General features: G+C 65.0%; 10 protein-coding genes. 6 read left to right on the top strand and 4 right to left on the bottom strand.

The features are described from left to right. Nucleotides 1-167 precede the first annotated feature (167 nt). The 5 genes from IVA92_RS07340 to IVA92_RS07320 all read left to right on the top strand — a co-directional run bounded on the left by IVA92_RS07340 (nucleotide 168) and on the right by IVA92_RS07320 (nucleotide 9,864). On the top strand, nucleotides 168-893 hold the full coding sequence (locus IVA92_RS07340; protein WP_247281733.1) for an outer membrane protein: 726 nt from the start codon (nucleotides 168-170) through the stop codon (nucleotides 891-893). Between the two features lie 163 nt (nucleotides 894-1,056). Continuing rightward, entirely contained in the window at nucleotides 1,057-3,198 is a 2,142-nt protein-coding gene (locus IVA92_RS07335; protein ID WP_247281734.1) for a HAMP domain-containing methyl-accepting chemotaxis protein, read from the top strand. A gap of 218 nt (nucleotides 3,199-3,416) precedes the next feature. Then, on the top strand, nucleotides 3,417-4,478 hold the full coding sequence (locus IVA92_RS07330; protein ID WP_247281735.1) for an MBL fold metallo-hydrolase: 1,062 nt from the start codon (nucleotides 3,417-3,419) through the stop codon (nucleotides 4,476-4,478). 326 nt (nucleotides 4,479-4,804) lie between these two features. Then, nucleotides 4,805-6,034 (top strand): 5-aminolevulinate synthase, encoded by a 1,230-nt coding sequence (gene hemA, locus IVA92_RS07325; protein WP_247281736.1) that lies wholly within the window; start codon nucleotides 4,805-4,807, stop codon nucleotides 6,032-6,034. 320 nt (nucleotides 6,035-6,354) lie between these two features. After that, nucleotides 6,355-9,864, top strand: coding sequence for a PAS domain-containing hybrid sensor histidine kinase/response regulator (locus IVA92_RS07320; protein WP_247281737.1), 3,510 nt, complete (start codon nucleotides 6,355-6,357; stop codon nucleotides 9,862-9,864). A gap of 11 nt (nucleotides 9,865-9,875) precedes the next feature. Here IVA92_RS07320 and IVA92_RS07315 read toward each other — a convergent pair whose 3' ends face one another. The 4 genes from IVA92_RS07315 to IVA92_RS07300 all read right to left on the bottom strand — a co-directional run bounded on the left by IVA92_RS07315 (nucleotide 9,876) and on the right by IVA92_RS07300 (nucleotide 12,817). Beyond that, nucleotides 9,876-10,700, bottom strand: coding sequence for an SDR family NAD(P)-dependent oxidoreductase (locus tag IVA92_RS07315; protein ID WP_247281738.1), 825 nt, complete (start codon nucleotides 10,698-10,700; stop codon nucleotides 9,876-9,878). Next, nucleotides 10,701-11,264: a cytochrome P460 family protein gene (locus tag IVA92_RS07310; protein WP_247281739.1), complete on the bottom strand. Its 564-nt coding sequence runs from the start codon at nucleotides 11,262-11,264 to the stop codon at nucleotides 10,701-10,703. A 70-nt stretch (nucleotides 11,265-11,334) separates the two neighbouring features. Further along, nucleotides 11,335-12,363 carry an alpha/beta hydrolase gene (locus IVA92_RS07305; protein WP_247281740.1) on the bottom strand — a complete coding sequence of 343 codons (1,029 nt, stop codon included), beginning with the start codon at nucleotides 12,361-12,363 and terminating at the stop codon, nucleotides 11,335-11,337. A gap of 34 nt (nucleotides 12,364-12,397) precedes the next feature. Further along, a complete protein-coding gene (locus IVA92_RS07300; RefSeq protein WP_247281741.1) occupies nucleotides 12,398-12,817 on the bottom strand; it encodes an organic hydroperoxide resistance protein in 420 nt (139 codons plus the stop codon). A 196-nt stretch (nucleotides 12,818-13,013) separates the two neighbouring features. On the opposite strand from IVA92_RS07300, the gene IVA92_RS07295 reads away from it, so the two are divergent. Then, nucleotides 13,014-15,854: a winged helix-turn-helix domain-containing protein gene (locus IVA92_RS07295; protein WP_247281742.1), complete on the top strand. Its 2,841-nt coding sequence runs from the start codon at nucleotides 13,014-13,016 to the stop codon at nucleotides 15,852-15,854. Nucleotides 15,855-15,858: the final 4 nt, after the last annotated feature.

The raw sequence follows: 15,858 nt of genomic DNA, 5'->3' as shown, positions 1-15,858 counted from the left end.
CTTAAGGCGCCATTAAGCACGAAAATCATTTGCGGCCCAGTAGGTTAGGTTGGGGCCCGCTGTGCCATGCATGTGACAGCATTTTCGTCAAAAGCGAGCTATCTGCAAAACCAACGACGGCGCGAAAGCGCGCCTGCCGGGGACCTTACGTGTTGGAGTTCAAGACGATGAAGAAGATTCTGTTTGCGACCGTTGCGCTGCTCGTGCTGGGCGCGGCCGCGCCGGCCGTCGGCGCCGATCTCGGTAACCGCAACTACTACAAGGCACCCGCGCCGGCCTATGCTGCACCGATCTACAACTGGACCGGTTTTTACATCGGCGGCCATGTCGGCGGTGCGTTCTCCAGCGACAACAATTTCAACGGTCTCTCCACCGGCAACAATGGCAACGGCCGTTTCCTCGGCGGTGTGCAGGTCGGTGCGGACTGGCAGTTCAACCCGAACTTCGTCGTCGGCGTCGAAGGCCAGTATTCCTGGCTCTCCGGCAGCGTCGGCGCGGTGTTCCCGGGCGGCATCGCCTACACCAACGACCAGCGCGGGCTCGGCTCGATCACCGGCCGGGTCGGCTACACCTGGGGTCCGGGCCTCCTCTATGTGAAGGGCGGTTATGCCTATTCGGACAACAACGAGAGAGTGACTGTTGGCGGCGTACCATCCGGCTTCATCATCGATGGCGATCATCGCAACGGCTACACCGTCGGCGCCGGCCTCGAATACATGTTCGCACCGAACTGGTCGGCCAAGGCCGAGTACCAGTACTACAACTTCGGCGATGCGCACTTCACCGCGGGCCCGCTGGTCGGCACCGGCAACTTCACCACCGACGACCATACCTTCAAGGCGGGCCTCAATTACCGCTTCAACTGGGCCAGCCCGGCCGTCGCGCGCTACTGAGCGTTAGCAAAACGTTATCATCACGAAGGGCCGGCGATGTTGCCGGCCCTTCTTTTTTCGCCCTGCGGAACGCGCGCAACCGATTGCACAGATTGCGATTTTTTAACCGGCGTGCCCGATACTCCCGGCCACAAAACAGAAGCAAGGGCGTGGGGGAATTTCGATGGCGATCCGTTTCAGTCTCGGCCGATTCAAGCCGCGTTTCAAACTGCCGAAATGGGGCGTGCGCGGCAGCCTGTTCGCGGCCTTCGCAGTGATCGCCGGCATGGGCCTCGTGATTTCGGCCGGCGCCGGCCTGGCGCTGCAGAAACTCGGCGGGCGCATGACTGAACTGAGCGGACGGGACATTCCGCGCCTTGCGGCGAGCCTGCAATTGTCGGCCTTGAGCGCGAGCCTTGCGGCACAGGGACCTGCCCTGCTTGCGGCTCAAACCGAGGACGCCCTGAACGAGCGCACCAAGAAGCTGAAGGAACTGCAGGAGCAGACGCAGCAGAAGCTCAACGAGATCATCGAGCTCGGCGGCGACAAGGCCGTCGTCTCCGGTCTCGGCGAGACGATGAAGAGCATCAACGAGGCGGCCCAGAGCCTGGCCAAGGCTGCCCGCGAACGGCTGGACATCGCGGCCCTGCATGACAAGCAATATGACGCGCTACGCAACGCGCAGGGCGCGTTCGTCGGCGCGGCCAGTCCGGCGATGCTGGACGCGCAGACCCGGGTCAACGCCATTCTCGGCTCTGCCGACCTGTCCGCTGCAGATGCCACTGACGCCGCGCAGACCGTCGGCCAGCTCGGCAACGTCGTCGCCAGCGGCAATCTCGCAGCCGCCGACATGAGCGCGGCGCTCTCGGCGAACACGAGCGACAAGCTCGATGACATCCAGAAGGAATTCAAGACGGCACAGGGTCGCTTGCGGTCCAACCTCGATCTGTTGCCGGACAATCAGGGCAACAAGATGCTGCGCGAGACCGCAGAAAAGCTGCTCGCGCTCGGGACCGGCAAGTCCGGCGTATTCAATCTGCGCGAGAAGGAGCTCGACTCCGTCGATTACGGCCAGACCATCCTGGACGAGACCCGCAAGCTCAATGTCGGCCTCGGCATCAGCGTGCAGCAGCTCGTCGACGCCGTGCAGAAAGAGACCAACACGTCGACCTTCCAGGCGCGGCAGGAGATTTCGCTCGCCACGACGGCGATGCTGGCGCTGGGCGCCATGATGTTGGTCGGCTCGGCGCTGTTCGTCTGGCTCTATGTCGGCCGCAACATCCTCCGCCGCATCAGCGGCCTCCAGCGCGCCATGCAGCTGCTCTCGGCCGGCGATCTCGACACCGAGATCGCACGCGCGAAGCACAACGACGAGATCGGCGCGATGACCGATACGCTTCACGTGTTCCGCGACAGCATGATCGAAGCCCGGTCGCTGGCCAGCGAGCAGGACAAGGATCGTGCAGCGAAAGCCGAACGTGCCGCGCGGATGGAGGCGAAGATCGCCGAGTTTGAAAGCACTGTCCGCTCCGCGCTCGACAATCTCGCGCAATCAGCCAATTCGATGCAATCGACGGCGCAGAGCATGTCGAATACCGCGGACCAGTCCAACGCGCTGGTGAACGCGGTCGCCTCCGCCGCGGAGGAAACCTCCGTCAACGTGCAGACGGTCTCGGCCGGCACCGAGCAGCTGTCGTCCTCGATCGCCGAGATCAGCCGTCAGGTGGTGACCTCGGCGGAGATCGCCAAGAAGGCGGTCGACGAGGCCGGCGCCACTGACGCGACGGTGCAGAGCCTCGCCGACAGCGCGAGCCGCATCAATGTCGTCGTCGATCTGATCCAGACCATCGCCTCGCAGACCAACCTGCTCGCCCTCAACGCCACCATCGAGGCGGCACGCGCGGGCGAGGCTGGCCGCGGCTTCGCAGTGGTCGCGTCCGAGGTGAAGAGCCTTGCGAGCCAGACCGCCAAGGCGACGGAAGAAATCCGCACCCAGATCGCCAGCATGCAGGAGATAACGACCTCGGCGGTCGGTGCCATCCAGGGCATCGGCCGGATCATCGGCGAGATCAACGACGTCACCACGACGATTGCGGCTGCGGTCGAGCAACAGGGCGCCGCTACCCGCGAGATCGCCCGCAACATCCAGCACGCCGCCGGCGGCACCAGCGAGGTCTCCAGCAACATCGTCGGCGTCTCCACGGCGTCTGCCGAGGCCGGCGCTGCGGCAGGCGAAGTGCTGAACGCCTCCGATGCACTGCGCCGCGAGGCCGACATGCTGCGCGGGGAGATCGACGCGTTCCTCAACAACATGCGCGCGGCCTGATCGTCATTCCGGGACGCCTCGAAGAGGCGGGCCCGGAATCTCGCACCACAATCTCCGGATTCCGGGTTCGCGCTTGCGCGCGCCCCGGAAGGACAGCGTTTTTTTTGCCGGCTTCAACCGAGACGCGGAAAAACCGCTGCCGGTATGACGGCCATGCGACGGTCGACTCCCATCCTTTTCGGCTGGCGCCCCGCGCGCCGCGGGTTTAAGCCGGTAGCATGAATTCGAAAACCGACACCGCGCAGTCCTCAGCCGAGGCCTTGCGCCACCCTTGGGAACAGCATCCCGGCCCCGAAGAGGTGGTTGAGGTGCGGCCCGGTGTGCTGTGGGCGCGGCTGAAACTGCCGTTCCGCCTCAATCACGTGAACATCTACCTGCTCGCCGACGGCGACGGCTATGCCATGATCGATGCCGGCTTCGGCAACGAGGAAACGATCGAGGCCTGGACAAAGCTGTTCGAGGGCCCGCTGAAAGGCGTCAACATCACGCGGCTGATCGTCACCCACTCGCACCCCGATCATGTCGGTCTCGCCGGGTGGATCGTCGAACGGTTCAACTGCCCGCTGGTGATGTCGCAGGTCGAATATCTGCAATCGGTCTATCACCAGAACCGCGGCACCGAGGAGCGGCGCGAGGCGCAGCGGCTGTTCTTCCGCCGCCATGGCATGGACGAATCGCTCACCGAAAAACTGCTCGGTCGCGGTCAGGATTATCTCAAGCGCGTCTCCGTGCTGCCGCCGTCCTACCGCCGTATCTCCCATGGCGACGACGTCGTGATCGGTTCACGCCGCTTCAAGGTGATCACCGGCGGCGGGCACGCGCTCGACCAGGTGATGCTGTATTGCGCCGACGACAAGCTGTTCCTCTCCGCCGACCAGGTGCTGAGCAAGATCTCGCCGAATGTCAGCGTCTGGGCGGTCGAGCCCGACCAGAACTCGCTCGGCGAATATCTGGCCTCGCTCGCCAGCCTCACCACGACGCTCCCCTACGACGTGCTGGTGCTGCCTGGCCACGGCGTGCCGTTTTACGGCTTGAAGACCCGCATCAAGCAGCTCGCCGACCACCACGAGGAGCGCTGCCGCCTGATCGCGGAAGCCTGCCGCGAGGTGCCGCAGACCTCGCGCGCCTTGGTGCCCGTCGTATTCAACAAGCATGTGCTGGACGAGCATCAGATGGGCTTTGCCGCCGGCGAACTGGTGGCCCATGTCAACTACATGATCGTCGAGGGCCGGCTGAGGGCGGAGACGCAAGACGGCGTGTTGCAGTTCAGGACGACCTGAGTTTGCCTTCGCCTCTCCCCGCTTGCGGGCAGAGGCCGGAATTCAAGCGCAGCTTGAGGCGATGGCGTCGGCCGGCTCCGCAATGATGGACGGAGCGTGCACCATGGACAAAATGTCCACGGCAGCCCCACCTTTCCGGCAACTCCGGTCCGGGCCGCAAGTGCGCGCTAGGCACTTGATCCAAATCAACAATCGCGGCCAGGCCGGCGTTATCAATTGGCACGCTCGCCTTGCCGCAAATGTGAGCAGGTGCATGGACATCGGAGCTGGAAAAGCTCTAAAAATTGAACGGCCGCCTTGGGCCGGGTTCCGCTGCAGGTTTGCCGATGGATTACAACGAGTTCTTCAGTTCCGCCCTCGACCGTCTTCACACCGAGCGGAGGTACCGCGTGTTCGCCGATCTGGAGCGCACGGCCGGCCGGTTCCCACACGCGGTCTGGCATTCGCCGAAGGGCAAACGCGACATCGTGATCTGGTGCTCCAACGATTATCTCGGCATGGGTCAGCACCCGAAGGTGGTCGGCGCCATGGTCGAGACCGCAACCCGCGTCGGCACCGGGGCCGGCGGCACCCGCAACATCGCCGGCACGCATCATCCGCTGGTCCAGCTCGAGGCCGAGCTGGCCGATCTCCATGGCAAGGAAGCCGCACTGCTGTTCACCTCGGGTTACGTCTCGAACCAGACCGGCATCGCCACCATCGCAAAACTCATTCCGAACTGCCTGATCCTGTCGGACGAGCTCAACCACAATTCGATGATTGAGGGCATCCGACAGTCCGGCTGTGAGCGGGTTGTGTTCCGCCACAACGATCTTGCCCATCTTGAAGAGCTGCTGAAAGTGGCCGGGCCGAACCGGCCAAAACTGATCGCCTGCGAGAGCCTTTATTCAATGGATGGCGACATCGCCCCGCTCGCCAAGATCTGCGACCTCGCTGAAAAGTATGGCGCGATGACCTATGTCGACGAGGTCCACGCGGTCGGCATGTACGGCCCGCGCGGCGGCGGCATTGCCGAGCGTGACGGGGTCATGCATCGCATCGACATCCTCGAAGGCACGCTGGCGAAAGCTTTCGGCTGCCTTGGCGGCTACATCGCCGCCAACGGTCAGATCATCGACGCCGTGCGCTCCTATGCGCCGGGCTTCATCTTCACCACCGCGCTACCGCCGGCCATCTGCTCGGCCGCGACCGCCGCGATCAAGCACCTGAAGACCTCGAACTGGGAGCGTGAGCGCCACCAGGACCGCGCCGCCCGCGTCAAGGCGATCCTCAATGCCGCCGGCCTGCCGGTGATGTCGAGCGACACCCATATCGTGCCGCTGTTCGTCGGCGATCCCGAGAAGTGCAAGCAGGCCTCCGACCTTCTGCTCGAGGAGCACGGCATCTACATCCAGCCGATCAACTATCCGACCGTCGCCAAAGGCACCGAACGACTGCGCATCACGCCCTCGCCCTATCACGACGACGGTCTGATCGATCAGCTCGCCGAAGCCCTGCTGCAAGTGTGGGACCGCCTGGGCCTGCCGCTGCGCCAGAAGTCGCTGGCGGCGGAGTAGGGTTAGCTTCCACCCTCCCCTGGAGGGGGAGGGTCGGCTCACATTGAGCGCAGCGAAATGGAGCCGGGGTGGGGTGACAGTCTCTCCACCTCGAACGCTGCCCGTGTCGAGAGATCACCCCACCCCGCTCGCGCTGCGCGCGATCGACCCTCCCCCTCCAGGGGAGGATAGGCGCCCTGCCGCAAGCGAGCAGCTTAACGACAACTCCAGTTCCCGGCTCCACCGGGCATTTCGCTGTCGCTTGCGACCGCGCAACGCGCTAGATTTGTTAAGAAAATGAGATCGGGCGCTGCCAGCGCCCAGGGAGAAGCGCGCTCGCCATGCTGCACGACTGGGGCGTGATCGCCGCCGCCTTCGGCTACATCGGCTTTCTGTTCCTGGTGGCGAGCCACGGCGACCGTCGCTCGCCGACCGGGCCCGGCCGCGCCTCCGGGCTGATCTACCCGCTGTCGATGGCGATCTACTGCACCTCCTGGACCTTCTTCGGCTCGGTCGGCTTCGCCACCCGGACCTCGACCGACTTCCTGGCGATCTATGTCGGCCCGATCCTGATGATCGGACTGGGCGCCGGCGTGCTCCGGCGCGTCATCCAGCTCGCCAAAGCCCACAACATCACCTCGATCGCCGACTTCATCGGCGCGCGCTACGGCAAGAGCCAGGCGGTGGCAGCCACCGTGGCGCTGATTGCCATCATCGGCTCGGTGCCCTACATCGCGCTGCAGCTCAAGGCGGTCGCCTCATCGCTCGGCACGATCCTGAGCGAGGACCAGGCCTTCTCCCACATCCCGATCCTCGGCGACATGGCGCTGATGGTGACGCTGGCGATGGCGGCCTTCGCCGTGCTGTTCGGCACCCGCCAGACCGACGCCACCGAGCATCAGCACGGCCTGATGCTGGCGGTCGCGACCGAATCCATCATCAAGCTGGTCGCCTTCCTCGCCGCCGGCATCTTCGTCACCTTCTGGATGTTCTCGCCGCAGGAACTGATCGAGCGCGCCATGAAGACGCCGGAGGCGGTGCGCGCAATCAACTACTCGTCGTCGATCGGCAACTTCCTGACTATGACGCTGCTGTCGCTGTGCGCGATCATGCTGCTGCCGCGCCAGTTCCACGTCAGCGTCGTCGAGAATTCGTCCGACGCCGAAGTCGGCCGCGCGCGCTGGCTATTCCCGCTCTATCTCGTCGCCATCAATCTGTTCGTGATCCCGATCGCGATTGCCGGCCTCGTGACCTTCCCGTTCGGCACCGCCGACCCCGACATGTACGTGCTGGCCCTGCCGATGGAGGGCGGCGCGGATCTGCTCAGCGTCGCCGTCTTCGTCGGGGGCCTGTCGGCCGCGACCGCGATGGTGATCGTCGAATGCGTCGCGCTCTCCATCATGGTCTCGAACGACCTCGTGGTGCCCTTGGTGCTGCAACGACGGCCGGAGGGCCGCACCGGCGGCGCCGATTTCAGCGATTTCCTGCTGCGGTCGCGGCGACTTGCGATCTTCGCCATCATGGTGATGGCCTATTTCTACTATCGCGCGCTCGGCAACACCCAGCTCGCAGCGATCGGCCTGTTGTCCTTTGCCGCCATCGCCCAGCTTGCACCAAGCTTCTTCGGCGGGCTGCTGTGGCGACGGGCGACGGCGCGCGGTGCGATCGGCGGGATGCTGGTCGGCTTCGTGGTGTGGCTCTACACGCTGTTCGTCCCGAGCTTCATGGATTCCTCGACGACGGGGATCCTGCTGCTCCAGCACGGCCCGTTCGGAATCGAGGCGCTGCGGCCACAGGCGCTGTTCGGCGCCGACCTGCCGCCGCTGATGCATGGCGTCATCTGGTCGCTGTCGCTCAATATTCTCACCTATGTGCTGCTCTCGCTGGCGCGCCGGCCATCTTCGATCGAGCTGGTGCAGGCCGATCTGTTTGTCCCCAACACGCTCGCGCCGATCTCCCCAAGCTTCCGCCGCTGGCGCACCACCGTCACCGTGCAGGACATCCAGACCACGGTCGCGCAATATCTCGGGCCCGACCGCGCCCGCCATTCGTTTGAGGCTTTCTCGGCGCGGCGCAATGTCCGGCTCGAACCCGGAGCGCCCGCCGATTTCGAGCTGTTGCAGCATGCCGAGCACCTGATCGCCTCGTCGATCGGAGCCGCGTCCTCGCGGCTCGTGATGTCGCTGCTGCTGCGCAAGCGGACGGTCTCGGCAAAGGCCGCGCTGAAACTGCTCGACGATTCCCATGCGGCGCTGCACTTCAACCGCGAGATCCTTCAGACCGCGCTCAACCATGTACGCCAGGGTATCGCGGTCTTCGACGCCGATTTGCAACTGATCTGCTCCAACCGGCAGTTCGGCGATCTCCTCAACGTTCCTCCGCATTTCATTCAGTTCGGCACGCCGCTTCGCGAAATCCTGGAGTTCATCGGCATCAGCGATCCGGACGACCCGGTCGAGCGCGAGGCCATGCTGGAGCGGCGGCTGGCCGCCTACACCACCGACAGCGAGCCCTATCTCGAACGCCTGCCGGAACGCCACATGGTGATCGAGGTGCTCACCAACCGAATGCCGGGCGGCGGCTTCGTCATCACCTTCACCGACGTCACGCCCACCTTCGAGGCGGCGGAAGCGCTGGAGCGCGCCAATGCGACGTTGGAAAAGCGCGTCCGCGACCGCACCGAGGAGCTGACGCGGCTGAACTCGGAGCTGGCGCTGGCCAAGAGCACGGCGGAGGACGCCAGCATCTCCAAGACGCGCTTCCTCGCCGCCGCCAGCCACGATATTCTCCAGCCGTTGAACGCGGCGCGGCTCTACGTCACCAGCCTTGTCGAGCGCCAGCACAATGGCGAGGAGACCCGGCTGGTCGAGAACATCGACGAGTCGCTTCAGGCCATCGAGGAGATCCTCGGCGCGCTGCTCGACATTTCCAGGCTCGACGCCGGCGCGATGACGACTTCGATCACGAGCTTCAAGATGGCCGATCTGATGCGCTCGCTGGAGATCGAGTTCGCGCCGATCGCGCGCGCCAAGGGCCTGGAGCTTGCCTTCGTGCCCTGCTCGTTGCCTGTCGAGTCGGATCGGCTGCTGCTGCGGCGCCTGCTCCAGAATCTGATCTCCAACGCGATCAAGTACACCCCCCGAGGCCGCGTGCTGGTCGGCTGTCGTCGCCGCGGCGCCTCGCTCAAGATCTGCGTCTACGATACCGGCGTCGGCATCCCGCCGGTCAAGCGCGGCGAGATCTTCAAAGAATTCCACCGACTCGAGCAGGGGGCGCGAATCGCACGCGGCCTCGGCCTGGGGCTCTCGATCGTCGAGCGGCTGGCCCGCGTGCTCAAGCACAGCATCGCCATCGACGGTAATGCAAGCGGCGGCTCGGTATTCTCCGTGACGGTGCCGACGGCGAAGGCGATCACCCACACCGCGGCCGTGACCAGCGCGACGCCGCTGGCACGCACGCCGATCTCGGGCGCACTGATCGTCTGCATCGAGAACGATGCGGCGATCCTCGACGGCATGCGCACGCTGCTGAAAGCGTGGGATGCCGAGGTTATCGCGGTCGCCGATCCCGAGGGCGCGATGGCGGCGATCGAAGCCGCCGGACGGCGCGTCACCGGCCTGCTCGTCGACTATCATCTCGATCGCGGTAACGGCATTGCCGCCATTCGCGACATCCGCCGCCGCTTCGGCGACGGCATCCCCGCGATCCTGATCACCGCCGACCGCAGCCCCGCCGTGCAGGTCGCCGCGCGGGATGAAAAGGTCGCGGTGCTCAACAAGCCGGTCAAGCCGGCCTCGCTGCGCGCCCTGCTCGGTCAGTGGCGCACGCAGCAGATGGTCGCGGCGGAATGAATGCGGGCCGGTCAGTAGTCGGTCGACACACTGAGCGCGCGCCATTTCTCTAGCTCTTCGAGCCGAAGCCTGTCCGACGCCGCGATGGCGTTCACGGCGTCGCTTCCGAGGGCGATCCGCAGAGGTGGACGATTCATATCGACGAGCTTCAGCACAAGTGCTGCAGCCTTGGCCGGGTCACCGGGCTGGCGGCCATCGTAATCGCGCTGCATCCTGACGGCTGCGCCAACAACCACGTCGTACTCCGCTCGCCCATCGCCGGTCGCATGCGCGGTCTGGGCAAAGCCGGTGCGGAAGCCGCCGGGCTCGACGATTGTCACCTGCACACCGATCAACGCCATCTCTCGCGCCAAGGACTCCGAAAAGCCCTCGATCCCCCATTTCGCCGCCGAATAGGCCGCGCGAGCCGGAGCACCAATGCGCCCGCCAACGGATGAGACTTGCACGATGTGCCCGCGGCCTTGCCGGCGCAGCACGGGGATCGCCGCCTTGGTAACAATGATGGTGCCGATCAGATTGACCTCGATCTGCTGACGGAACGAGTCCAGGCTCGTGTCCTCGACCGATCCGAGATCGCCGTAACCGGCGTTGTTCACGACCACATCGACGCCACCGAAGGCTTCCACAGCCAGGCCGAGCGCCGCTTGCGCTGCCGCCTCGTCGGTCACGTCGAGGGTTGCAAGCCGAAGCCTTTCGCCGAAGCGCCCAAGCAACGATTCGAGCGGCTTTGGGTCCCGGGCCGAAGCGACAACGCGATCTCCCGCCGCGAGCGTCGCCTCCACGATAGAGCGGCCGAGCCCGCGCGAGCTGCCGCTGATGAACCAGATTCTGGACATTCAGGGTGCCAGCCGCGTGAAGACGTAGTCTCGGCTCTTGGCGCGGGCTTCGTGGCAGGAGAAGCAGGTGCGGTGCTGGGCCTCATCGACCGCCTTGCCGTCGACGAAGCGACCAAAACCCCAGCCGCCGGTTGAGGCGTATTTCTTGGAGTCTTTGACCATCACCTGAACCGTAGTTGCGGCGCCGGGAATCGTCGCGGACGCAAATTCAGGGGACTGCTTCCGCTTCCAGGCGCGCTTGACCAGAACGGTGCCGTCCGGGAGCGGAAGCTTTCCCGTGTGATAAGCGTCAATTGCGATCTGGTTGCCGACGACAGCGCGAAGCTCGTCGAGCGGCGCCGCCTCTTCGGCCGGCGCGATCAGCTCCCACTGCTTGTAGCCCGGCGGAACCGTGACCCCGAAGATCGGCGAGGCGTCCGCCGCGCCGCGGTCCGCCGGCCCCTCCGCGACGGCGACCGTGACGAGATACGGCACGCAGGTCAGGAGCACGACGAGGAGGATCACCGCCAGAACGACCATCTTGGCGTAAGAAGACTTCTTCTTTTCAGGTTCGGTTGTCGTCATGACGTTCCACCAAGCTGGAATGAGGGGCGATCCTTGGTCCAGCCTGGCTGGACCGAGGTGCTGACAATGTTCAGGCGCGGTCGGCGTCGATGACGGCCTTGGCAAAGGCTTGCGGTGCTTCCTGTGGCAAATTGTGGCCGATGCCGCCGGTGATGAGGCGAAACTCATATCGGCCTGAGAACTTCTTGGCATAGGCGCTCGGGTCGGGATGCGGCGCGCCGTTGGCGTCGCCCTCCATCGTGATCGTTGGCACGTCGATGACGGGAGCTGCCGCGACCTTCTTTTCGAGATGCTCGTATTTCGTCTCGCCCTGGGCAAGCCCGAGCCGCCAGCGGTAATTGTGGATCGTGATCGCGACATGATCCTTGTTGTCGAGCGCTGCTGCGCTTCGATTGAAGGTGGCGTCGTCGAACTTCCATTGCGGCGAGGCGAGCTTCCAGATCAGCTTGGCAAAATCATGCGTGTACTTCTCGTATCCGGCGCGGCCGCGCTCGGTCGCGAAATAGAACTGGTACCACCATTGCAGTTCGGCCTGCGGCGGCAGCGGCGCGTTGCCCGCGGCTTGGCTGGAGATCAGATAGCCGCTGACCGACACCAATGCCCGGCAGCGGTCCGGCCACAGCGCGGCGATGACGTCCGCGGTGCGCGCGCCCCAGTCGAAGCCGGCGACGACGGCCGTCTTGATATCGAGCTTGTCCATCAGCGCAATGATATCGGCAGCCATTGCCGCCGGCTCGCCGTTGCGCGGCGTCTCGCTGGAGAGGAAATGCGTCGTACCATAGCCGCGCAGGTAAGGGATGATCACACGATAGCCGGCTTTTGCCAGGATCGGCGCGACATCGACGAAGGCGTGAATGTCGTAGGGCCAGCCGTGCAGCAGGATCGCGACGGGCCCGTTGGAGGGACCCGCCTCCACATAGCCGACATTGAGAACGCCGGCATCGGTCTGCTTGATCGTACCGAAGGACGCGTTTGATGCTTGGGATCGCGACGCTTCCGTCTCGGCGCGGGCGAGTTCGATCACGCCGAGACCGGCGGCAACGGTTCCCGCGGCGACGCCGAGAAACTGGCGGCGATGTTGGTCGATGATCTGCTTCATGGTGGCTACCTTGCTGATGGTGGGTGATGATGCGTCAGATCAGCGCGACCGTGACGTCTATGTTGCCACGGACGGCCTTGGAATAGGGGCAGGTTTGATGCGCTTCATCGATGATGCCGCGTGCGACCTCGCGATCGAGACCCGGCAGACTGATATTGAGGCGCGCCCTCAGCGAGTAAGCGCCCTCGTCGAGCACGAGGTCGATCTCCGCATCGATCGCGCATTTCCTGGGGAGATCGATTCTCCGCTTGCGCGCCGCGATCTCCATCGCGCCTTCGAAACAGGCCGACCAGCCCGCCGCAAACAATTGCTCGGGATTGGTGCCGATGCCTGCGCCACCCGGCGGCGACAGCTTGACGTCAAGCCGACCGTCGGAACTGCGCGACATGCCATCGTGTCGACCGCCGCTGGTGTGTGTCTTGGCCGTGTAAAGCAGTTTTGCCGCTTGCGTCATCAAGGTCTCCTTGCCGTTGCGCAGCTGACTAGCAGCGGCTGCCGCAGGACACCCGTTTGGAATTGTGAGAAGTTGTGAGGTCTCAGCTCGCTCGTCTCACAAGGGCTGCATCCACCGTCTGATGCCGATGCAGGCAGGCGCTTGCTGGATCGCAGCCATCTGCTATCGGGTCCATTGGAAAGCATCAGGATTCGTCATGACTGAACCGGCCGGGTCTGTGGCAAAAACCCTATCGTTCGGGCCATTCACCGTGACGCCGCATGAAAGGCTGATGACGCGCGACGGCATCCCGCTGCCGCTCGGCGCGAAAGCCTTCGACCTGCTCATCGCGCTGATGTCGCGGCCGAACGAGGTCGTCAGCAAGTGGGATCTGATGGCGCTGGTGTGGCCCGGCCTGACTGTGGAAGAAGCCAGTTTGCGCTTTCACATCGCAGCCCTTCGCAAGGCGCTCGGCGACGGCAGCGACGGCGCACGCTACATCACCACGCTCTCCGGCCGCGGTTATTGCTTCGTGGCGCCGATCTCGCGAGCGGCCATCCCGGCAGAGCGGTGCGCGGCACCGCGGGGCGGCCTGTCGCCGGTGAAGCTGCCGAACCGGCTGCAACGGATGGTCGGACGCGACGATGCGATCGCCGCCGTCTCGGACAAGCTCATCGCCTCGCGCTTCGTCACGATCGCCGGTCCCGGCGGCGTCGGCAAGACGGCCGTGGCGGTCGCAATCGCTCATGACCTGCTCGAGACCTTCGCCGATGCCGCACACTTCGTCGATCTTGCCGCGCTCAGCGATCCCGATCTCGTGATCACCTCGATCCTGCTGATGCTGGGCTTGCCGGCGCAAACCGACGATCCTCTGCCCGCGCTGCTCGCGCATCTCCGTGACAAGAGGATGCTGCTGATCCTCGACAATTGCGAGCACGTCATCGCTGCTGTGGCCCCGCTGGCTGCGGAGATCTTCCACGCCGCACCGCATGTCCATATCATGGCCACGAGCCGCGAAGCCCTACGCGTCGAGGGCGAGCAAGTCTATCGATTGGCGCCACTCGCTGTTCCGCCAGACCGCTCGAGACTAACAGTCGCTGCGGCGCGGACCTATCCTGCACTTCAACTCTTCCTCGAACGTGCCACGGCCAGCGGCGCGCAGATCGCGCTCGACGATGCCAATGCCGCGATCATCGCAAGGATTTGTCGCAAGCTCGACGGCATGGCCCTGGCGATCGAACTCGCCGCCGGCCGGGTCGAGGCCTATGGCCTGGAGCAGACGGCCACGCTGCTCGACGAACGCCTCAATCTGCTCTGGCAGGGCCAGCGCACCGCGCCGCCGCGGCAGAAGACGTTGCAGGCGACCCTGGACTGGAGCTACGGGCTCCTGACCCACACCGAGCGCCTGGTGCTGCGCCGGCTTGCGGTGTTCGCCGGGCACTTCACCATCGACGCCGCGCTCGAGGTCGTCCCGGACAAACGCGTCGATCGCTCCCACCTGTTCGACGCCATCGACAGCCTCGTCGCCAAGTCCATGGTGGCGCCCCGACCGATCGGCGCCATGATGCGCTACCGGCTGCTCGACACCACGCGCGCCTATTTGCTCGAGATCGAGCCGAACGACGCGGGGCTCGCCGGACGCCACGCCACCTACTACCGGCAATGGCTGGAGCAGGCGGGCTCGACCTGGGCCACCGTGCCGAGCGCCGACGAACGGGCGATCCACTTCTCCGCACTTCACAACGTGCGCGCCGCGCTGGATTGGTGCTTCGGCACGGACGGCAATGTCGGCATCGGCATGGCGCTCGCCGCTGCGGCGGCACCGATCTTCCTCGCGATGTCGCTCTTGATCGAATGCCGGCGCTGGTCGGAGCGGGCGCTGCTTGCGATCGATCCTTCCTCGCGCGGTAGCGCCGAGGAAATGCACATCCAGGCTGCCCTCGGCCTCACCTTGATGTTCACGCGGGGCGGCAGCGAAGCGGCGCGCGCCGCCTTGAGCCGGAGCCTTGCGATCGCCCAGGGCCGTTGCGACGAGATCAACCAGCTCCAACTGCTCGGCCGCATGCATATCTTCCACGAGCGGATGGGAGAGTTCGATGCCGCACTCCGTTACGCCCAGCAGAGCCTCACCGTTGCCGAGGCGCTCGGCGATGCGGCTTCGACCGCACTTGCCCATTCGCTCCTGGGCGTCTCGCTGCATCTGGCCGGCGAGCATCACGATGCGCTGACGATGCTGGAGGCTGCCTGGCTGGGGCCAGGCACGGAACGGATCAGCACGGTCTACGGCTTCGATCATCGCAACCGGGCCGGCATTTCGCTTGCACGAGAGCTTTGGTTGCAGGGCCGGCCCGCGCAGGCGCAGCAGCTGGCGCGACAGACGGTCACCGAAGCCGCGCAGATGGATCATCCGATCACGCTCTGCATCGCGCTGATCTGGGCGGTTTCGATCGACCTCTGGAACGGAGACCTCAACGACGCGGAAGCGAACATCGACCGCTTCATCGCACACGCCGAATCGCGCTCGATGAGCCCGTATCTCGCGGTCGGCCGCGGCGTCAAAGGCGAGCTGGCAATCCGGCGGGGAAACGCCGCTGACGGCCTCGAGACGATCAGGGCTTGTCTGCACGAGCTCCACGATGCCGGCTACGAGCTGCTCACTACGACCTTCAACATCGCGATGGTTCAGGGCTTCTTGGCAATCGGACAGATCGAGCAGAGTGCACGCCTGGTCGACGAGGCGATCCGCCTCGTCGAGCAAGGCGGCGACCACCTCTACATGCCCGAGCTGCTGCGCATGAAAGGCAGAATCCTGTTGTCGCTGCCAGAGCCCAACGCTGAGCAAGCAGAAGCCCACTTCATGCAGTCGCTGGATTTGAGCCGCCACAGAGGTGCAAAAGCCTGGGAGCTGCGAGCGGCAATCGATCTCGCCGAGCTCCTTGCGGAACGGGGCCGGCGAGAGCACGCGAAACGCCTGCTTCAATCAGCGCTCGATGGCTTCGCCACGGGCTCCGAGACGACGGATATCACCGCCGCTAACAGGCTGCTGGCGATGATCTAGGTCG

Origin of the sequence: Bradyrhizobium sp. 154, assembly GCF_023073875.1 — a bacterium.
Lineage (GTDB): Bacteria > Pseudomonadota > Alphaproteobacteria > Rhizobiales > Xanthobacteraceae > Bradyrhizobium.
The sequence above is the reverse complement of the archived record's forward strand: the minus strand, read 5'-3'. Positions and strand labels throughout refer to the sequence as shown.